This window comes from Mycobacterium sp. SMC-21, from assembly GCF_045310825.1.
Classification (GTDB): Bacteria; Actinomycetota; Actinomycetes; order Mycobacteriales; family Mycobacteriaceae; genus Mycobacterium.
Window position 1 is genome coordinate 165,263 of the sequence record NZ_JBJIAO010000007.1, and the last position, 19,933, is coordinate 185,195.

Consider the following 19,933-nt stretch of genomic DNA (forward strand, 5'->3'; position numbering starts at 1 on the left):
TTCATTCGATGCCAGACCACCCCCAGCAGCCTGCTGGATCTCCTGAAGAGATCCGGTCGGTGCTGCTGCTCTGCTGGCGCGACACCGGCCATCCCCAGGGCGGCGGGAGCGAGACGTATCTCCAGCGCATCGGCGCACAGCTGGCCGAGTCCGGCGTGCGGGTGACGCTGCGGACCGCCCGCTATCGCGGGGCCTCCCGCACCGAGGTCGTCGACGGCGTACGGATCAGCCGCGGCGGTGGCCGGCTGTCGGTGTACATCTGGGCCGGGCTGGCCATGGTGCTGGCCCGCGTCGGGCTGGGCCCGCTGCGCGGCGTCCGGCCGGATGTGGTGATCGATTCGCAGAACGGCATCCCCTTCCTGGCTCGCCTGGCCTACGGCCGTCGCGCGATGGTGCTGGTACATCACTGCCACCGCGACCAGTGGCCGGTAGCTGGGCGCGTGATGAGCAAGTTCGGGTGGTTCGTGGAGTCGCGGCTCTCGCCCCGGCTGCACCGCAACAACCAGTACGTCACGGTGTCGCTGCCGTCGGCCCGGGACCTCGTGGACCTGGGCGTCGACGCTTCGCGGATCGCTGTCGTGCGCAACGGCGTCGACCTCGCTCCGGCGGCGTCCCTGTCGCTGCCCCGGGCGACGGAGCCGCGCATCGTCGTGCTGTCGAGGTTGGTGCCGCACAAACAGATCGAGGACGTGCTCGACGCCGTCGCGCTGCTGGCGCCAGTGGTGCCGGGGCTGCGTCTGGATGTCGTCGGCGGTGGCTGGTGGGACGAGCGCCTGGTCGCGCACGCCCGGCGGCTGGGCATCGGTGCCGCGGTCACGTTCCACGGCCATGTCGACGAGGCCACCAAACACGAAGTGCTGCAACAGGCTTGGGTGCATGCACTGCCGTCGCGCAAGGAAGGCTGGGCGCTGGCCGTCATCGAGGCCGCGCAGCACGGCGTGCCCACGGTCGGCTACCGGTCCTCGGGCGGCCTGACCGATTCGATCGTCGACGGCGTCACGGGCCTGCTGGTCGACGACCACCGTGGTCTGGTCACCGCGCTCGAGACCCTGCTGACCGACGCCGTCCTGCGCGATCAGCTGGGTACCAAGGCGCAGGTGCGGGCCGCCGAATTCTCGTGGCCGCAAAGCGCTTCCGCGATGCGGACGGTTGCCGAGGCCGTCCGGGACGGCAAGTTCGTCAACGGGATCGTCTGAACCGTCTCTCGAGCGAGACTGGCTTGAGCTGAGAAATTACCGGCCGGATAGTCGCCGACCCCGAATAGAATAGGGCGGTATGGGGGATGCGCTCGATGCGTTTGATTCGGTGTGGCAGCGGGCGCACGCCACATTCGGTACGGGTACGCCGCAGACCGGCGAGCATTTCGACAAGAGCGCGCAATTGCGTGGCATGCAGGCCACCGTGCAGTCCGCTGCGCCGGGGGATAACTGGCGCGGTACTGCATCCAGCGCTTATGGCACCGCCAACAACAGTCAGGGACGTGCCCTCGGCGGACTGGCGGACCTGGACCAACAGTTGCGTACTGCTGTCGATCGATCAGCCGAGATCGTCACCAAGGGGCGGCAGGGCCTTGATGAGACCCGTAAGTGGGTCCAGGACATGGCAGCCCAGGTTCCGGCGGGACGTAACCGCGATATGCAGTTGCTGCCCATCGCCAGCCAGGGACTCAAGCAGGTTAGCGATCTCCTGACGTCGACCGTGACGCAGCAGAACGCCGTCGCCGGCGACATCAAGGTGCTCACTACGCGGTATAACGCCATCAAAGGCGATCTGCCGCTGTCGCCGAAGGACGACAAAAAGGACGATCAGGACAAAAAGGATGGCAAGGACTCGGTCGTCGGCGATGACAAGAAGGATGGCAAGGACGACAAGAAATCTCCGGCTCAAACGGGCGCTGACGATGCCAATGCACTGCAGAACGGACAGCTGACCCCCGAACAGCGTGAGCGCCTGACGCAGAACACCACCCTGAGTCCCGAACAACAGGCCGCGCTGCACAACGGAAAACTGAATATGCCGCCCGACCAGATGGCGTATCTCCAGGGATTCTCGCGTGCCTTCGGCGACAAGACGCCGGCCGAGATCAAAGCGATCATGGACAAATCCGGCCCCGACGGCAAGCGCGTTGCCGATGTCTTTCAGCTCGCATCGAACCCCAACATCAAGACGGGACTGCCGGAGACACAACCTCCGTCAATTGACCATCCGTCCAGCGGTGGAAAGTACGCACTGCCGGACGGCATCCAAAAGGTGCTCGACGGACCCGTCCTCACTCCGCTGGTCTACGGCGAACCAGTGCACAAGCCTGACGGCTCGATCGGCCCGCCGCCGCTCATAGGTCCATCCCAGCCGACTGCGGGCCTCAATGACCTCGCCAACATCATCCAGAGTGGCAACCGCGATTTGCAGGTCGGGTCTGCACTCGACTCCGGCATGATGACGCAGAGTCAACGACTGCTCGAGCAGTCCAATGGTTGGGCTGTCCCGAATGCCCACGATTTACAGGCCGACCGTGCCCATTGGTATCAGGCCGCTGTCGATCCGACACTGCAAAACATGTTCAACGCCCTGAACAAGGACGACATGGTGATCCATGGCGCCGTTACCGGGCCCGGCGGGGATAAGTTTCTCGACAATCTCACCAATCATCAGTGGCAGGACAACGGGTTGGCCGCGGGCGGCCTCTTTGACTGGGTTGGGGATACTGCCGCACACGATTCCACTGGCCGTGCCGCGCAGACGGCGCATGCTCTCGCCCAGTACATGAGTGATCCCGACAAGCATCATTTGCTCAACTTGGAAAGCGCGCCGGGCCAATCCCTCGGCCAAGTCAATCCCGAACTGACCCGAGATTGGGCGCGGGCCCTATCTCCCTATCTTGACGACATGGTGGGCAACAACGTCAGTGGCAATAACGGATTGTTCCCACCGCTTGATCCGCCTGACGGCAGTAAGACTGAACCGACGAACACCCGCCACGTCATGAGCGTGCTGATGTCCGACCACCCGCCGGCCGATCAGAAAGTGGACGCCAACGCGCCAAAGACGGCCAGCCAGATTGTCTTCGAAGCCACTCAGCACGACGTCAATCAGATGTTCGACAAGGCGGCATTGTCCGCAGTGGACCCAAGCGGCGCGAAAGATGATTTCTCGGCTCAGGCTGCAGGTCGGCTACAGGCAGCACTGAATCTCGGGAGCTTCGACGAAGCGAATTCCCGACTGCACAACACATTTCAAGCCCAGCACGACGCGTGGCAACTGCGTGGGAAGTTGTACGACATTGTGGGGGCGGGTGTCGACCAATTCGGTGCTCCCGGCGGTGCCGCGAAGGACGTGATGGATCTCGGCAAGGAATACATCATCGGTCCGGAGCCGAAAGAGGGGAAAGCGGCGAATGTCACCATTCCGGGAACGTTCCCCACGCAGCAGCACATGGCCGAGGTGCTGGCGCAGTCGCACGCCGGTGATATGTCGAAGTTGCAAGAATATTTCAGAGACGGTGAGTTGCATCCACCGAAGAATGATGGAGGCCCTGCGTATTCCCGGTACCACAATCAGGTAGTGGCGTATCTCAATTCCATTGGGGAATCCGGCTCGATCAACGATCTTTTGCAGTCGTACTGGACCACCTACACGGGTTCGGTCTACGGGGCGACATAGATGACACGGGGCACAAAACTCATTGTTGTGATGCTCGCGGTCGTCACGTTGATTTCCGGCTGTGTTGATGACCAGAAACCTAAGGCTGACTCAACCGCGCCTACAGAGAAGCGCCTGTTTCAATACTGGCCCACCTTGCTCAACAATTTTCGATTTCGGTGGAGTTCTGAATTGGGTATTGATGTGACGACTGGTCCGGCGATGGTAGTTCGCGCGTATTTGGAGGCCCACGACATCGCGACATTCACCCTGGACGCGAACAATGTGTATCCCGGTTTCATGCGGGCGACGCCGGAGAATTTGACATTCAAACAAGCAGAGTTGTTGCAACAGACGTATGTACGTCCCCTTGGCGAGGGGTACCCGACCACTCCGAAGGACGCCCGTGCGCACTTCGGATACACCATCAGTCATTTTCTGGAGCTTGTTCCTAGCGGAGATGGCTGGGCGGCGCTCGTGTGCGAAGGGACCTATCCCCACTTCGCGGCTAGTCGTGTGCATCCGGGCAAGTATGTGTCGGTGAACGCGGACGAAGTGACCGCGCAGCCGAACAAAGGTGTAGTCAAGGATGAAGATCTCGGCGTTGAGCCAATTAGAGTGACGCTGACTCAACATGATCCGCGCGTCGGGCCGGGTGCTCCTGCTGATGTCACCACTCCGCAGAAGGGGCCTGCGTTCTCGCCCGACCGCGACGTTTTCGGCAACTGGTTTATTACTGCGGCGAGTTTTGGCGGGTGGGGTCCAAAAGACGTCACCCAGTCGTTGCGGTGGGACCAGCCCGAACCGCAGAATCGCTGCAACTCCGTCATGCCGCAGAACGCCGCTGAGCGTCGAGCCATCATTACCGGGTTCAGAGACGCGCCACCTCCACACGGCGACGCCGTCCCAGGATGGCCGCTACCAGCGGGTGACCGACCATGATCCCGCCACCGGAGGACGTCGCCCACCAATCTGGAGATAGATAATGACCGAACCACTACGCGTCGACCCTGCGGGATTGCTGAACTACGCGCAGCAGCACGCCGATGTCTCCTCGGGTATATCCGGTCTACTCGGCGCGGGTGCGCCCGACGGCAAGGGCGTCGACACCAGCCACGGGGTCGTGTCGTCAGCGGTTTCCACCGCATTGTCGAGTGCGCTGGAGGGGCGTGGTGAGGTCTTCGGTGCCGTCTCGGAGACTGCCGACAGGTTCTCGGAGCGCCTACAGCGCGCGTCGAAGGCATATGCCGACGGCGATCGACAGGCTGCGGACCGAATCAAGGCCGCAACAGGCGGGATGGAAGGCAATGGTTCCGGTGGCCAGACGGGCGGACCGGCTGGCGGCGCTCCCGGGGCTCAGGCGGGCCAACAGATGATCGGCCAAATGGGCCAAATGCTGGGGCAGGTCGGTCAGCAGGTCGGTCAGCTGGCGCAATCGGTCACCCAGCCATTGCAGGGCTTGGCGCAGGGGCTGCAGCAGATCCCGCAGCAGATAGCCCAAGCTGCCCAGCAAGCATCGCAATCTGCTTCGGCTGGCGGCGCCGGTCAAGGCGAGGACCTCAAAGAGCGCGACGCCGAACGGGACGAGCGCGAGCGCAATGATGCGGAACGCAAGAAGGCTGCGCGCGCAGATCGCGAAGGAGCCGGCGGCCCCCCAACGCAACAAGAACAAGCCGGACAAGGCAATTCGAGCGGCGCGGGGCGGGCTCCCGTCGAGCCGAGCGCGCCCACGGTTCGCCCTGCGCCGACGCGCGTGCCTATTGACTGAGGGCGGTCTGGAAACTCGGCGACCCGTTCGCGGGTCCATCCCTTGACGCGGTGTGTGCGGCGATCGACAACCCACACGGATGTCACGGTTCTTTCGGATCCAAATCTGCCGTTTTGCTGTTGGACATCGCCCCGCCGCATAAACTGACGGCCAAGTCAAATTTAATAGCAATGAGGGCCGCCCTTCGGGTTCCGGCTTTCGGGTGTCCCTCGAATTTTGCGGATCCAGGCAACTGGGCCCGGTGATGCAGTGCGTTCGAACTCCGTTCTCATTCAATGTAATTGGATATTCCGCTCCATCGATGTACCACCAGGTCTGAGGAGTTGAGCATGTGGAGTTGCCGATGACGCTTTCGACGTTCGGGCTCACCCGGCTTCCGAGTTCACGCACGGTCTGGCAGCCGCATTACGCGCGTCGCGTGCTGATCACCGACGCCGTGGCCATCGTCCTCGCGATGCTGTTCGCGCAATGGGTCCGATTCGGCGGAGCGGGTTACGGCCCTTCGGCCTCCATGCTCTATACCGGGTACTCGCTGGTGTTGGCCTGCCTGTGGCTGGGCGTCCTGAACTTGCATCACGCCCGCTCCGCGTCGATCCTCGGCTGTGGCATCGAGGAGTATCGCCGCGTGGTCGCCGCGTCCTTCTGGACGTTCGGCGTGATCGCGATCGTGGCCCTGCTGGCGCGGCTCGAGATCGCACGCGGTTACCTGGCCTTGGCCTTCCCACTGGGCACCATCGGGCTGCTCATCGGCCGCAAGCTGTGGCGGCGCCGGGTTCGTGCCCGCCGGCATGCGGGCGAATGCCTGACATCTGTTCTCGCCATTGGTGATCGGGACGCCATCGCGGTCCTCGCGACCGAGCTCATGAACGATCCCGGCGACGGTTACGTGGTGGTCGGCGCCGGCATCCCGGGCGACCCGGGCGCGCGCGGTGACGTCATCAGGATCGGGGACCGGGTGATCCCGATCTTCGGCGACGAGAACGACGCCCTCGGCGCGCTCGGCGACCGCTGCGCCGCCGACACCGTGGCGCTGACCGACGCTGAACATTTCGGTGTCGCCGGAATCCAGCGGCTCACCTGGCGGCTCGAGGCGTCCGACGTCGACCTGGTGGTGTCGCCCGGCCTGCTCGACGTGGCGGGCGCGCGGCTGGCGATGCGGCCGGTGGCCGGCATGCCGCTGCTGCACGTGGAGAAGCCGCAGTACCACGGTGCCAAGAGCTTCCTGAAGAAGGCGTTCGACTTCGGATTCGCGCTGGCGGCGCTGATCGGGACGGCGCCGTTGCTCGTGCTCACGGCCATCGCCATCAAGATGACGAGCCGCGGTCCGGTGTTCTACCGGTCGGAACGCATCGGACTGGACGGTGAGCCGTTCACCATGATCAAGTTCCGCAGCATGGTGGTCGACGCGGAGGAGCGGCTCGACGACCTGCTGCCGTCGAACGAGATGGCCGGCGGCGTCATGTTCAAGATGCGCGACGATCCGCGGGTGACACTGGTCGGAAAGGTGTTGCGCCGCTACAGCATCGACGAACTTCCGCAGTTCATCAACGTGCTCAAGCAGGACATGAGCGTCGTCGGACCCCGGCCGCCGCTGCGCCGGGAGGTCGAGACCTACAACGGCGACATCAGGCGCAAGCTGCTCGTCAAACCGGGCGTGACAGGGCTCTGGCAGATCAGCGGCCGGTCCGACCTCACGTGGGACAAGGCTGTGCGCCTTGACCTTTCGTACGTCGACAACTGGTCGATGCTCACCGACGTCGGGATCATCCTCAAGACGTTGACGGTGGTGGCACGCGGCGACGGGGCGTACTGAGTCCCCGCCACCGCTGAACGGCCATCGCGGCCAGGGCGCCGATCAGCATGCCCAACCACACCACGTGCGCGGCGACCAGCAGCGCCCGACCAGACGCCGCGGGCGTCGTCCCGCCCACGCGGTACAACGCAATGTCGTTGTCCCGGTAGATAATCGGTAGCGATAGCGGGGGAGCCGGGCCCTCCACGACCACCCAGCCAACCCCAGCCGCGGCCAGTTGGTGCACGTCGGCGCCCCGCAACAGCAGGTCCTGCACGCGCCGAGCCCGCACGCCTTCGCCGGGCACGGTCCGTCCGCCGATCACGAGGTCCCCGGTCGCCAGCACGTCGGCGGAAACCCAGCGGGGCAGCGGGTCCAGCACCGCGGCGGGGCCGGCCCAGGGGAACTGCCGGATGACGTCGGGCGGCAACACCGCAACGGGTTTCGGGTCGGAATTGATCTGTGCTGCAACCGAATACCAGCCGGCTGGGTATTGCACCGACCGCAGCTGGCCGCCGACGCCCCAGGCCAGGTCGGGCAGTGCCGCCAGCACCACCACGCAGCAGCCCGCGGCGGCGAAAGCCGTTGGCAGCCAGCGTCGCAGCACCGCCACCGCGGCGGCTCCGGCCAGGGCATAGCCCGGCATCGCCAGCGCCACCCACTTCTGGCCGTCGCGCAGCACACCGGTGCTGGGCACAGTCCGGATCAGCCAGTCGAGGAATGCCGACCCGGGATCGGTCGCCAGCAGCGCGGGCACCACCACGGCGACGACCGCGAGCACCAGCAGCGGCCGCGCCGCGGCCACGGACCACGCCTTCCGCGCGCCACAGGCCACCACGGCCAGCAGCGCGACGGTCCCGACCAGGGCCCACAGCGTCGTGCGGGACGCCGGTATCGCGCCCGCGTTCCAGATGCCACCGAGCCCGGCCAGGCTGCCCAGCGTCCCGAGTCCAGGCTCTGCACGCGCCGCGAACGCCGGCACACCGGCGCTCGCCACCGGTAGCACCGAGCGGGCGACGACCGTCGCCACCAGCCAGGGCAGCGCCGCTCCGACCGAAGCGGCCAGCGCCACCCAGACGCCGCGCCAGGTCCGCGAACACACCAGCGCCACGACCAGCGCGAGCAGCAGACCCGTCGGCGTCAGCCCGGCCAGCGCCACCCAAAACACGAGATTTGTGCACGATTTTCCGCGCTCACCGCGGAAAATCGTGCACAAATCACTGGAGAGGGCGACCCACGGCAGGCAGCCGTAGCCGACCAGCAGGCTCCAGTGCCCCTGCAACAGGCGCTCGGCGACGTAGGGGTTCCACACCGCGACGGTGACGGCCACCAGCTGTCCGCCGAGACCGGCGTCCAGAACGGCGGCGGCCAGCTTCGCCGCGCCCCAACCGGCCAACCACAAGCCGAGGATCGTCAGCGCCTTGACCAGCACGCCGCCGTCGACGACGGGCGAGAGGACGGCCAGGAAGAAGTCCTGCGGCAGGGCCCGGGGTGCGGCCTCGGACAGGCCCAGGGCAGCGTCGGACAGGTAGGACCGCGGCGTCGAGACCGCGTCACGCAGCAGCAGATAACCGGGCGCCAGCAGCGGCGCGGTGACAGCGAGCGTCAGCCCCAGCGCGTACAGCGCCGGCAGGGCACGACGAAAAGCGATCAGATCCGGTCCGGTGGCAGATCGGTCGGCCGCTGGGTGGGCAGCTTCTCGGTCATGGCCTCAGCGGCGGGCATCGGTCCGGAATCGGTGTCGCGCCGGCCGAAGAAGCCATGCCCGGCGGCGTCGAGGCCCGGATCGATCAGCGCGGCCTGCGACCGCAGGCTGTAGCCGGCGAGCAGCACGCCACCGACGAGGAACACCAGGCCCAGGCCACCGAACGTGATGGGCAGGATGCGGTCCCACAGGGCCAGCTTGTCGCGCTCGTCGTGGGCCGCGGCGACCTGCGACTCGACCGTCTGCTCGTTGGAGGTGACGGTGAAGTCGGCGAACGTCACCTCAGGCTTGAGGGCGTCACGCGAGTAGTAGTGGAAGCCGCGGTCCTTCTCTTTGACGATGGTGCCGGAGACCGGGTCCACCCAGAAGGCGCGCGCAGCGGCGTAGTAGCGCTGCATGGTGATCGGGTCGGTCGGCTCGGCCGACGGCACGCCCCACAGTTCGGCGCGCGCGGTCACCGAACCGTCTTCGTCCTTGTCATACAGCGACGAGAACTTGATCGGCTCGACCAGCTTGCCGTCGGCGTCGAAGCCGACGTTCTGGGTGAACTTGTAGACCGAGAGGCCGTTGACGTCTTCTTCGCCCTCGTAGTTGGCGTCGTACGCCTTCTGCGCGATCGGGTCGAACACCTGGTAGGTCTTCTTCTCCGTGCTGAACGGGAAGCGGTAGCTCAGCCCGGTGTGGGGCAGCGCGATGTTGGTCGGCGGGTTCTGGTCCTCGATGGTGCGCGGCTTCTGCACGGAACCGGCCGCACCCGTCACCGCGGCAGCGGTGGTGCGGTTGAGCGTCACGGTGTCGACGAGCGCCAGCAGCAGGCCGTTGTCCTGCTGCTTGTCGGTGCGGCGCACGGTGCTGCCAACCTGCAGCGTCACCACGTCGGCGTTCGCCGGGTTCTCGACGCTGACCTGGCGCTGCAGCACCAGCGGCACGTTCTTGTTGACGACGAACTTCTCGCCCAGCAGCGACGCGGGGTCCAGCGCGGTCCCGGTGCCGTTGCTGACCAGCGTGGTGTCGATGTCGAGCGGAATCTTGGAGATTTTGCCCGACGTATAAGTAGTCAACAGCAGAGCAGCAATCAGCAGGGCGGCGCCGAGCCCCATCAACACGCATGCCGCGATTCGCAACCCCACAGCGCGGTTCAACCCGTGCTCCTTACTTTGTCTGCCAGCCACACAGCAACCCGACTGACCCTAACAGCCCTTACTAAGGCACACCCTCAGAGTGGTCCGCGGGCGTCGGTGAGATTCGCCGCCGAGCCCGGGCACCCGGCACACTGGGGTCGTGGGCGACCAGGGACACGACACCGCGGACAGTGCTGAGGTGAGCGGCACCCGCAGTTTCCTGCCCGCCGTCGAGGGCATGCGTGCCTGTGCCGCCATGGGGGTCGTCCTCACGCACGTGGCGTTCCAGACCGCCAACAGCAGCGGCTGGTACGGCCGGTTGTTCACCCGTTTCGATCTGGCGGTGGCGGTGTTCTTCGCGCTGTCGGGCTTCCTGCTGTGGCGCGGCCACGCCGCGGCCGCGCGTGGTCTGCGGCATCGGCCGCCGACGGGTCACTACCTGCGCTCGCGCATCGTCCGCATCATGCCGGGCTACCTGGTGGCCGTCGTGGTGATCCTGGCGCTGCTGCCCGACGCCCACGCCGACCTCACGGTGTGGCTCGCCAACCTCACGCTCACCCAGGTTTATGTACCCCTGACGCTGACTGCCGGGCTCACGCAGATGTGGAGCCTGGCCGTCGAGGTCTCCTTCTATCTCGTCTTGCCGCTGCTGGCACTGCTGGCGCGCCGGCTGCCGGTGGACTGGCGCGTGCCCGCGATCGCGGCGCTGGCGGTGGCGAGCTTCGCGTGGCCGGCACTGCCCTGGCACCTGCCCTTCGGCGTCAACCAGATGAACTGGCTGCCGGCGCTGTTCTCGTGGTTCGCCGCCGGCATGCTGCTGGCGGAGCTGACGGTCATGCCTGTCGGCCGCATGCATCAGCTGGCCCGGCGCCGCTGGGTGATGGCGGCCATCGCCGGGGTGGCGTTCGTCATCGCGGCGACGCCGCTGGCCGGCAACATCGGACTCGCGCCGGGCACCGTCGGCCAGGTCGTGGTCAAGACGGCGATGGGCGCCGTGGTCGCCGGGGCACTGCTGGCACCGCTGGTGCTGGACGCACCTGGGACGCCGCACCGCATCCTCGGCAGCACCACGATGGTGACGCTCGGCCGCTGGTCCTACGGTCTGTTCATCTGGCACCTGGCGGCGCTGGCCATGGTGTTCCCGGTGATCGGCGAGTTCCCGTTCAACGGCCACATGCCGATCGTGCTGATCCTGACCTGGATTTTCGGGTTCGCGATCGCCGCCGTCAGCTACGGGCTGATCGAGTCGCCCTGCCGCGAGCTGCTGCGCCGCTGGGAATCCCGGCACGCCCCGTCACCGCGGGACAGCGCGATCACGGACGTTCCAGAGCCCGCCGCGGTCGGATAGCCGCTGCTACGCGCCGCCGGTGCGGCCACGGTCCCACGGATCGGGCCGTGTCGGTCGGGTGCGCCATGCTCGCGCCATGACGCAATACACCTACCGGGCGGAGTGGTCGCCGGAGCGTGGCCGCTATCTGGCCGGATGCCTGGAGTTCCCGCGGCTCTGGGCGACGGGCATGACCGCCGCGACCGCGATTGCCGCAATGGAACAGACGGTGGCCGACGAGGTCCGCGATCTGCTGGCGAGTGAAATGTCGCCGCCTGAATCCATCACGGACCGCAAGTACAGCGGCAAGTTCCTGTTGCGGATGCCGACGGCCATGCACGCCAAGCTCAGTGTCGAAGCGGCTGAGCAGGGCGTCTCACTGAATCAATGGGTGGTCCAGAAGCTGGCTGCCCGGCCACCGTCATTCGACGATTTCTAGCAGTGTGCGGCCGGGGGTTCGGTGTGCCGGCGTGTCGAGTTGTCAGTTGGCCCAACCGATTCCGGAACTCGGTATCGCCCGCGATACCACCTGCCAATCTGTCCTGGTCAGGCCGCGCCTGATACTGCCGGCGATACCGAGTTCCAGATGCGTGTGGCGACCGACAGATCGGTGCGTGTGATGCAGGTGTGACTCGTGAATCACTCGTCGAGCTGGCGCGTCCATCTGGCCGGTGCCTCCCACAACGACGCGGCCAGCGCGGCCACCGAGATGAGCGCCAGGAACTGCACCCACGGCGAATGCCCGACGTAGCCGTCCACCGAGCGCCACGGGTACGCGCTGAGCACCGCGCCGGCACCGATGAGGCCGCTCGCCGAGACGATGACGGTCCAACCGTCCAGCCACCGCTCCCGCGACCTCAACAGGTACCGGATACCCATGGCCGCCCCGATAGTCGCCAGACCCGCGAATCCGGCCACCAGGAAACCGAATCCGGCGAGGGCCACGCCGACGAGCGCGGGCCCCGGCTGCCAGGTCTGCGTCGGCTCGTCGTCGACGCGGCGCCGCATCGGCAGCAGCGCCAGGAGCGTCAGGAGCGGCAGCAGCGCGAGCCCGCCGAACAGCCCGATGCGGTACGGGGTGTTCAGCCCGAATGTCAGCGTGACGATGCCCGCGGTGCCGGCCGGCAGCACCCAGCCCTGCTGCCAGCCGTTGATGGTCACCGGCGTGAGGACGGCGCCGTTGGCGGTGTGGGCGGTCCAGCCGGGGTTGACGCTCTCGGGCACGACGAGCACCCGCTGCGCCGGAGACGGCGTCACGTCCACCTCGCGGTGATCGGAGGTCCATGTCTTCAGCTGCGCGGGAGTCGTTGGGGCACTGTGGATATGGGCGGCGAGCGGGCCCGTCAGGCGAGCACCGACGACGGTGAAGAACGGGCCGGGGCTGATCAGCAGCTCCTGCTTTCCGGCGGGCAGTTGCAGCGGCGCGGATTGGCACGGTTGGGCCGCGATGGGCTTGCTGTCCAGCAGCGCGCCGACCGTGGTGTGTACCGAGGTCTGCAGGAACTGGCCGGCGATCGCGATGATCGGCCCGCGGCCGCACGGCAGCGTGATGGCGCGGCGCCGGTTGGCGTCGGCGTCGGCGGGGGCGATGGGCACGCCGCGGTCGTCGAGGGCGGTGACTTCGGCAAGGCCGGGCGGCTTCACCTGATCGAATCCCAGTGACGTGCGGTCGATCAGGTCGTGCCAGTCGAGGATCGACAGCTTGATGGTGTCGGTCTTCGCAGGGTTGAGCTTGATGGTCTGCGGGCCGTCGCCGATGCGTCGCACCTGCGGTCCGTTGCCGAGGTCGACGGCGACGACAGTTGGATGCGCCGGCAGCTCGGAGGCGCTGGGCGTGAGTCGCAGGGCGCTGACGGTCGTCGGCGCCGGCAGGTGCAGGGTCAGGTTGGCACCGTTGCGGAACTGGACGATGCCCTGCGGCGCGACCCAGGCGGTCCGCGGATCGCCGTCGGTGGCGGCGTAGGCCGATCCCGCGACGTCGATGACGTCCGAGTCGCCGGACGCCCGGGTGGTGCCGGGCTGGCTCACCAGGTCGGCCAGGTGCGGTCCCTGCCGGGCCTGCACCCAGATCGTCGGGACGACGGCCGTCGGCGTCGGCACGGTGAGGGTGCGGCTCATGTTGACGGGTTCTTCGGGCGACTGCGCCATGGTGGCGGCGCACCGGACCCCGTTCGGGCCCTCGGCGCAGCCGGGCCGGCCCAGCTGATCATTGCCCAAATCCCATTGCGCGACAGCCGATCCCGCCGGCGGGCCGGGCACGTCGACGGTGTGCCGCAAGCTCACGGCGTGGGCGAAGCCGGACGCGTCGTACTGCGTCACAGAGAAGTCGGTGATGCCGAACTGCACGCCGGGCGAGCCGTCGTCGGTGCCGGTCGCGGTGAACCGGACCCAGGAGGTCTCGCCGTAGGGCAGCGCCGCGGTCAATGGCTTGCCCGGCTGATCGAAGCGAATTGTGCTGGTGCCGTTGGCTGTCGCGACTTCGATACGGCGCACCTGGGCGCCGACGGCGGTGGCACTCGGCGTCAGGGTGATGGTCGCGTTGGTCACCGGATGGTCGAAGTCGACCTGAAGCCATTGCCCCACAGCGGTTTGCAGCGAGCTCGACACCCAGCTGGTCGAGGTGTCGCCGTCGATCGCGGCGGCCGGGCCGGCCGCCGTCGCCACGTTGGGCAGCGCGGTGGAATCGGACGACGAACTCGACGTGGTGATCCGTCCACCCGGCCACTGGCCGTAGGCGGTGGTGGCGCCGGGGCTGGGGTAGTCCATGACGCGGTTGTAGGTGCGCCGCGGGTCGTCGGGGGCCCGGACTGCCGACGAGTGGTCGTCGACGCGTCCGTAGTCGGTCTCGCGGGCCAGCGGGGTATCGGTGACGGTCACCTCTGGCACCGGCAGTCCGGCGCGTTGCGCATCGGACGTCAAGATCATGGGGCCCAACGGGTTTCGCCCCATCAGGCGGCGGCGCTCGTCGATGCGCAGCAGCGATTCGGGTCCGCCGTCGACGCGCGGCATGGTGTCGGTGTCGGCGAGGTACGGCTGGGTGGGCACGGTGCCCGTCACGCGGTAGATCTCGACGGCGGGGTAGCGCGGCCGCAGACCACTGTCGGAGACGAACCCGTCCAGCGTGCCCGGGCCGACGGGATCGCCGAACTGGGCGACTTTCGTGATCCCCCTGGAACCTTCCAAGGCCCGGTGCACCAGCAGCGGTCGCGCCGACCGCGAGTTGTCGGGGTCCAGGTCGTTGCGCACCACGACGAACGAAATGCCTTGGCGGGCCAGGGTATCGGCCAATCCGGCGGACGGCCGCCCGGTGGCGAACAGGCGTTGCACGGAGTCCAGCGCCCGGATGGTCTCGGGCGGCGTCAGCGGAATCGAATCCCGCACACCCCACGCGCCGCGCTCGAGGACCTGCAGCGGCTCGTCGTGCGTGTTCCCCCAGACCTGGTTGGCGAACGGCGCGCCCGGCGCGACAAGCACGCGGCCCGGGGTCTCGGCGTTGTGCGCGTCGAGCCAGTCCGCGGTCTGGTGCCAGTACTGCGGGATGGCGCGGTAGGCACCCGGCGCGGCGAGCCGGCCCGTCCACGCCAACGACGTCCCGGCGACCAGTGCCGTCAGCAGCACGACGGCCACGGCCATCCGCTTGTCCCGCTCGAGGTGCGCGAACGCGTTGATCCACTCCCGCCGCGGCGCGGTGCTCGGCAGGGGAATCCGGCCCAGCACGTGGGCCAGGCCCAGCGCCAGCGGCAGTCGCAGCACGGGTTCGAGTTTGTGCACGTTGCGCAGCGGGGTGCCGCCGGCATCGAGGAAGGCCCGCACCTGGTGCGCGATGGGCGAGCCCAGCCCGCCCGCGTACGCGACCGCGAGCAGCAGCAGCCCGAACAGCAGCATCGAGATGAGCCGCCCGCGGGCCGGCATGCCCCGCATCGCCAGGCCCGCCATGCCGCCGGCGGCCACCAGCGTGGTGGCCAGGACCGCGACCGAACCGGTCACCAGCGACGAACCGGCCGTCGCGTTGGTCGCGACGAACGCCGTCCAGCCGTAGGTGCCGCGCAGCACCTCGGTCAGTGACAGCCACTGCGTCGTGACGCCCGACGATTCGATGAAGTCCAGGAACGGCGGACTGATCCGGCCGAGCAGCAGCAGCGCCACGGCCCACCACAGGATCGCGAGCAGCGTGCAGCCGAACCACCAGGCCGTGAAGCGCCACCAGCGCCGGTTGGGCCGGTGCGCGGCCCACCAGATGATCGCGGCCAGGCAGCCCGTCAGCGTCGCGACGGCGTTCACCGCGCCCATCAGCGCGACGGCGACGGCCGAGCGGGCGGCCAGCTGCCGAATGCGCGGATCACCACGCAGCGCCAGGATCACCGGCAGCAGCACCCACGGCGCCAGCATCATCGGCAGGGTCTCGGAGGAGATGGCGCCCAGCGTCGTCAGCGCCCGCGGGGACAGGGCGAACGCCACGGCGGCGAGGACGCGCGACGACCGGCTCCCGATGCCGAGCGCCTCGGCGACCCTGATGACGCCCCAGAAGCCGACGACGAGCAGCAACGCCCACCACAGCCGCTGCGTCACCCAGCCGGGCAGGCCGATGACGTCACCGGCGAGGAAGAACGTGCCGTGCGGGAACAGGTAGCCGTAGGCCTGGTTCTGTGACTGGCCGAAGGGGAGGTCGCTGCTCCACAGGTTCGCCGCCCGCGCCAGGAAGCGTGCGGGGTTGGCGGTGAGATCGAGTTTGGTGTCGGGCGAGACCCGGCCCGGTGACTGGGCGAACGTCAGGACCAGTGCGGCCGCGCTGACGACCCATAAGCAGCGCCGGGAGAGCGGCGCCGCGGGATCAGCTGCGGTTGCCGTATTCGACCCGGTTGAGCACCGATGACGCTGGATCGCCCGATTGCAGCGTCGGCTTGGTGTCCTGCTCCAGCATCAGCGTGGTGCCGAAGACCGCTGCGGCGCCGAGCAACAGACCGACCACGATGCTGGCTCCGGCGGGCACGAGGAAGCGGTCCATGGCGCCCAAACTAGCATGGCGACCTGCCTGCTTCCGTGTTCGCCGGCCTGCGTGCAGGTCATCGCGGGACCAATGTGCCCCGGTTGCGTGACTCGTCGCACGGCTAGGCTCGGACCCCATGTCCCTCACCCGAACCCTCGGCGCGCTCGCACTGGTGTCCGGATTGGTCGCCGGTTGCTCGTCGTCCTCCGACAAGCCGGCCGCATCCAGCACGACCAGCACGGCCTCGAGCACCGCGTCGTCGAGCAAGCCGATGGACGCGCCCGCACCGACCGCCCCGCCGTGCGATCCACACGCGCTGCTCAGCACCCTCACGCTGCGGCAGAAGCTGGCGCAGCTGCTGATGGTGGGCGTCAAGGACGCCGCCGATGCCCGCGCCGCGGTGACGCAGCAGCAGGTCGGCGGCATCTTCATCGGTAGCTGGACGGACCTGTCGATGCTGTCGGACGGTTCGATCCCCGCGCTGCAGGCCGCGTCGGGCGCGCTGCCGCTGGCGGTCAGCATCGACGAGGAGGGCGGCCGGGTGTCCCGGCTCAAGAAGCTGATCGGCCCGCAGGAGTCGGCACGCGTGCTCGCGGCGACCAAGACCCCGGCCGAGGTGCAGGCCATCGCCAAGGACCGCGGGCAGCAGATGAAGGACAAGTTCGGCATCACCGTCGACTTCGCGCCCGACGCCGACGTCACCGAGGAGCCCGACGACGAGGTGATCGGCGACCGTTCCTTCGGCTCGGACCCGCAGAAGGTGACCGAGTACGCCGGTGCCTACGCCGCGGGCCTGCGCGAGGCGGGGCTGGTTCCGGTGCTCAAGCACTTCCCGGGGCACGGCCACGGCTCGGGCGACTCGCACACCGGTGGTGTGAAGACGCCTCCGCTGGACGCGTTGAAGGACAACGACCTGGTGCCGTACCGGACGCTGACGACGCAGCAGCCCGTCGCCGTCATGGTCGGTCACCTGCAGGTGCCGGGCCTGACGCTCGGGGACGACCCGGCGAGCCTGAGCAAGCCGGCCTACGACCTGCTGCGCAGCGGTGAGTACGGCGGCCCGCCGTTCGACGGTGTCGTGTTCACCGACGATCTGACCGGCATGGCCGCCATCACCCAGCATTTCGGCGTGGCCGACGCTGCGCTCAAGGCACTGCAGGCCGGCGCGGACGTCGCGCTGTGGATCACCACCGACGGCATCCCGGACGTGCTGGACAAGCTGGAGGCGGCCGCGAAGGCGGGGCAGCTGGACCAGGGGCAGATCGACAAGTCGGTGCTGCGGGTGGCGGCCATGAAGGGGCCGGGCGCGAAATGCGTGAAGTGAGCCGCTCGTTGCATACCCTGATCTGATGGCAGGTGGAACCAAGCGGCTGCCGCGGGCCGTCCGCGAACAGCAGATGCTCGACGCTGCCGTGCAGATGTTCTCGGTGAACGGCTATCACGAGACCTCGATGGACGCGATCGCCGCGCAGGCCGAGATCTCGAAACCGATGCTGTATCTCTACTACGGCTCGAAGGAAGAGCTGTTCGCCGCCTGCCTGGACCGGGAGCTCACGCGGTTCGTCGACACCGTCCGGGCCGACATCAACTTCGCCCAGAGCCCGCGCGACCTGCTGCGCAATGCGGTGCTGTCGTTCATGACGTACATCGACCGCAACCGGGCGTCGTGGATCGTGCTCTACACGCAGGCCACCAGCTCGCAGGCGTTCGCCCACACCGTGCGCGAGGGCCGCGAGAAGATCATCGACCTGGTGGCGCGGCTGCTCAGCGCCGGTACCCGAAACCCGGAGCCCGACAGCGACTTCGAGATGATGGCCGTGGCCCTGGTGGGTGCGGGTGAGGCCATCGCGTCCCGCGTCAGCGCCGGCGACACCGACGTCAACGACGCCACCGAGCTGATGATCAACCTGTTCTGGCGCGGCCTGAAGGGTAAGCGCGCCGAGTCCTGACTTCCGCGGCGGGCGCGGTCACCTCCCCCTCGCGAGCAGACGCAAAACTGTCGATTTCGGCAGGAAAACGACAGTTTTGCGTCTGGTCGCGAGGCAGCGCCGGATCCGCGCGTTGTGGGATGCCTTGCAGGATCCCGATCGCAAGTCATGGATTGCGGTTAAGGAGCGCGCAGCGCGCGGGCATGCTGCTTTGCGTGTGTTGCTGGATGTTCCGCAAGCGTGACTGCATATTGCCGACGGCTAGCACCACTTCGGTCACTTAATCTGGAAGACGTGCACAAACGCGCATGGCGCCTCTCGCTGGTGGTCGCCGCCTTGGTGATTGCGGGTGTCGCAGCCTTGGCCGGGTATCGCGGCCACCGCGAACACGTTGCCCGGCCGGGCTTCCCGGCAGTCGACACCTCGCAACTCAGCCCCGGGCGGGCGGCCCTCGTGCATGTCCTGGCTCAGGAGTACGCGGCGCAAGCGGGCATGTCGAAGTACTCCGAGGGCAACGACGAGCCCTGGTGCGCGGACTTCACCAGTTGGGTGATGCGGGAATCCGGAAAACCCTTCACCAACCCCAACTCCGGGCACTGGCGCATCCCGGGTGTCATGACGCTCACCGACTATCTGCACACCGAGGGACGTTGGGAGTCAACGGATTACTCGCCACTGCCCGGCGACATGGTGCTCTATGACAAGCCGAGTCCAAAGGGCCAGCACGTCAACATAGTGCTGATCAACGACAACGGAACCCTCACCACGGTCGGCGGGGGTGAGGGGGCAAATGTGGGCCTGTCGACCTACAAGATCGCCGACGACCCCGGCATCCGCGGATTTGGTCGTTACGAATGATGCTGTGCCGGAAGGATGTTAGGTGACTGATCTGCCGAAGCCTGACGGCTGGAAAGACAGAACTCTGCTGTTCGGGTTCGCGCTGGTGATGGTGGGATCACTGGGGCTGTTCTTCGCGGTCAAAACCGTTCGCGCTGTGCAGCACATGCATTGGCTGGCGGCGACCATTTGCCTTGCGGTGGTGGTGGTTTCGTTGATCGCCGTGGTGGGCACGGCGTGGGTGCTGGTGGGCCGGGTCAAGTTGCGGGCGAGTTTCGATGCGGCCGGCACGACGTTGCGATCGGCTTCCGCGGCGAAATACCTTGTCGCGGTGTTGGTCGCGCTCGTTGTGGGGGGCGGCCTGTTTCTGATGTTCAATTCGCAGGTACGTGACGACCTACCCAGCGACGCAAGGGATCGCGGCAAGGTCACTGTCCTGCTGGTCATCAGTTTGATCGGCTTGGGTTTCATGGCCCGCACCCGTGGGCGTCCAGCGCCAGGATTGAGACTGTCCGCCGATGGTGTCGATTACACCGATTGCTACGCCCCTTTCACGCTGGCGTGGGATGAGATCAGCGACATCACCGGGCTCGCTCCGAAAGGCAAGACCTACTACCGCCCTGTGGTTTTAGAGCTGCATGGTGATCGGCCGCCAGCGGTGATCAACAACGCGTCGGCATGGGCGCCCGACGGTGTGGTCCTCTTCTGGCTGATCCGCCACTACTGGCGGTACCGCCAGGACCGCGGCGAATTATCCAATGATGTTGCGATAGAACGACTCAGGGACGGTCGGGTCACCGCCGAGCAGACGTAAAACTGTCGATTTCGG

Annotated in this window: 15 protein-coding genes; 11 read left to right on the top strand and 4 right to left on the bottom strand. The window is 67.3% G+C overall.

Annotated elements, in window-relative coordinates; all coding sequences use genetic code 11:
* The first annotated feature begins 8 nt into the window (after nt 1-8).
* From ACJH6H_RS10300 to ACJH6H_RS10320, 5 genes are all read left to right on the top strand, one after another.
* Entirely contained in the window at nt 9-1,196 is a 1,188-nt protein-coding gene (locus ACJH6H_RS10300; RefSeq protein WP_406774787.1) for a glycosyltransferase family 4 protein, read from the top strand.
* A 79-nt stretch (nt 1,197-1,275) separates the two neighbouring features.
* Nucleotides 1,276-3,660 carry an EspA/EspE family type VII secretion system effector gene (locus ACJH6H_RS10305; protein ID WP_406774788.1) on the top strand — a complete coding sequence of 795 codons (2,385 nt, stop codon included), beginning with the start codon at nt 1,276-1,278 and terminating at the stop codon, nt 3,658-3,660.
* The gene (locus ACJH6H_RS10310) at nt 3,661-4,581 is read left to right on the top strand and encodes a hypothetical protein (RefSeq protein ID WP_133425820.1); all 921 of its coding nucleotides are present in this window, start codon (nt 3,661-3,663) and stop codon (nt 4,579-4,581) included.
* Between the two features lie 43 nt (nt 4,582-4,624).
* Nucleotides 4,625-5,407, top strand: a complete 783-nt coding sequence (locus tag ACJH6H_RS10315; protein WP_133425821.1) for a type VII secretion target — start codon at nt 4,625-4,627, stop codon at nt 5,405-5,407.
* Nucleotides 5,408-5,750: 343 nt separating this feature from the next.
* Nucleotides 5,751-7,220 (top strand): sugar transferase, encoded by a 1,470-nt coding sequence (locus ACJH6H_RS10320; RefSeq protein ID WP_226520376.1) that lies wholly within the window; start codon nt 5,751-5,753, stop codon nt 7,218-7,220.
* Here ACJH6H_RS10320 and ACJH6H_RS10325 read toward each other — a convergent pair.
* Nucleotides 7,177-8,832, bottom strand: a complete 1,656-nt coding sequence (locus ACJH6H_RS10325) for a hypothetical protein (protein WP_406774812.1) — start codon at nt 8,830-8,832, stop codon at nt 7,177-7,179. The genes ACJH6H_RS10320 and ACJH6H_RS10325 overlap by 44 nt on opposite strands.
* 17 nt (nt 8,833-8,849) lie before the next feature.
* A complete protein-coding gene (locus ACJH6H_RS10330; RefSeq protein WP_406774789.1) occupies nt 8,850-10,046 on the bottom strand; it encodes a DUF3068 domain-containing protein in 1,197 nt (398 codons plus the stop codon).
* Nucleotides 10,047-10,263: 217 nt separating this feature from the next.
* Between ACJH6H_RS10330 and ACJH6H_RS10335 the strand changes: the two genes are divergently transcribed.
* Nucleotides 10,264-11,373, top strand: coding sequence for an acyltransferase (locus tag ACJH6H_RS10335; protein WP_234880490.1), 1,110 nt, complete (start codon nt 10,264-10,266; stop codon nt 11,371-11,373).
* 76 nt (nt 11,374-11,449) lie between these two features.
* Nucleotides 11,450-11,791, top strand: a complete 342-nt coding sequence (locus ACJH6H_RS10340; RefSeq protein WP_020103455.1) for a type II toxin-antitoxin system HicB family antitoxin — start codon at nt 11,450-11,452, stop codon at nt 11,789-11,791.
* Between the two features lie 200 nt (nt 11,792-11,991).
* Here ACJH6H_RS10340 and ACJH6H_RS10345 read toward each other — a convergent pair whose 3' ends face one another.
* Both ACJH6H_RS10345 and ACJH6H_RS10350 read right to left on the bottom strand, forming a co-directional pair.
* Entirely contained in the window at nt 11,992-16,131 is a 4,140-nt protein-coding gene (locus tag ACJH6H_RS10345) for an alpha-(1->3)-arabinofuranosyltransferase (RefSeq protein WP_406774813.1), read from the bottom strand.
* A gap of 52 nt (nt 16,132-16,183) precedes the next feature.
* Nucleotides 16,184-16,357 carry a DUF2613 domain-containing protein gene (locus ACJH6H_RS10350; RefSeq protein WP_020103457.1) on the bottom strand — a complete coding sequence of 58 codons (174 nt, stop codon included), beginning with the start codon at nt 16,355-16,357 and terminating at the stop codon, nt 16,184-16,186.
* Nucleotides 16,358-16,475: 118 nt separating this feature from the next.
* Here ACJH6H_RS10350 and ACJH6H_RS10355 point away from each other — a divergent pair, with 118 nt between their 5' ends.
* The 4 genes from ACJH6H_RS10355 to ACJH6H_RS10370 all read left to right on the top strand — a co-directional run bounded on the left by ACJH6H_RS10355 (nt 16,476) and on the right by ACJH6H_RS10370 (nt 19,918).
* Entirely contained in the window at nt 16,476-17,663 is a 1,188-nt protein-coding gene (locus ACJH6H_RS10355; RefSeq protein WP_406774790.1) for a glycoside hydrolase family 3 N-terminal domain-containing protein, read from the top strand.
* Nucleotides 17,664-17,688: 25 nt separating this feature from the next.
* A complete protein-coding gene (locus ACJH6H_RS10360; protein WP_020103459.1) occupies nt 17,689-18,288 on the top strand; it encodes a TetR/AcrR family transcriptional regulator in 600 nt (199 codons plus the stop codon).
* A 264-nt stretch (nt 18,289-18,552) separates the two neighbouring features.
* Complete coding sequence (locus ACJH6H_RS10365) at nt 18,553-19,125, top strand: CHAP domain-containing protein (protein ID WP_406774814.1); 573 nt, start codon at nt 18,553-18,555, stop codon at nt 19,123-19,125.
* Nucleotides 19,126-19,147: 22 nt separating this feature from the next.
* The gene (locus ACJH6H_RS10370; RefSeq protein ID WP_406774791.1) at nt 19,148-19,918 is read left to right on the top strand and encodes a hypothetical protein; all 771 of its coding nucleotides are present in this window, start codon (nt 19,148-19,150) and stop codon (nt 19,916-19,918) included.
* The last annotated feature ends 15 nt before the right edge of the window (nt 19,919-19,933 follow it).

Coding starts and splice junctions, on each gene's coding strand:
- ACJH6H_RS10305 (WP_406774788.1), top strand. CDS start 1,276: ATGGGGGATGCGCTCGATGCGTTTGATTCGGTGTGGCAGCGGGCGCAC.
- ACJH6H_RS10355 (WP_406774790.1), top strand. CDS start 16,476: ATGTCCCTCACCCGAACCCTCGGCGCGCTCGCACTGGTGTCCGGATTG.
- ACJH6H_RS10310 (WP_133425820.1), top strand. CDS start 3,661: ATGACACGGGGCACAAAACTCATTGTTGTGATGCTCGCGGTCGTCACG.
- ACJH6H_RS10350 (WP_020103457.1), bottom strand. CDS start 16,357: ATGGACCGCTTCCTCGTGCCCGCCGGAGCCAGCATCGTGGTCGGTCTG.
- ACJH6H_RS10320 (WP_226520376.1), top strand. CDS start 5,751: ATGACGCTTTCGACGTTCGGGCTCACCCGGCTTCCGAGTTCACGCACG.
- ACJH6H_RS10340 (WP_020103455.1), top strand. CDS start 11,450: ATGACGCAATACACCTACCGGGCGGAGTGGTCGCCGGAGCGTGGCCGC.
- ACJH6H_RS10360 (WP_020103459.1), top strand. CDS start 17,689: ATGGCAGGTGGAACCAAGCGGCTGCCGCGGGCCGTCCGCGAACAGCAG.
- ACJH6H_RS10335 (WP_234880490.1), top strand. CDS start 10,264: ATGCGTGCCTGTGCCGCCATGGGGGTCGTCCTCACGCACGTGGCGTTC.
- ACJH6H_RS10300 (WP_406774787.1), top strand. CDS start 9: ATGCCAGACCACCCCCAGCAGCCTGCTGGATCTCCTGAAGAGATCCGG.
- ACJH6H_RS10315 (WP_133425821.1), top strand. CDS start 4,625: ATGACCGAACCACTACGCGTCGACCCTGCGGGATTGCTGAACTACGCG.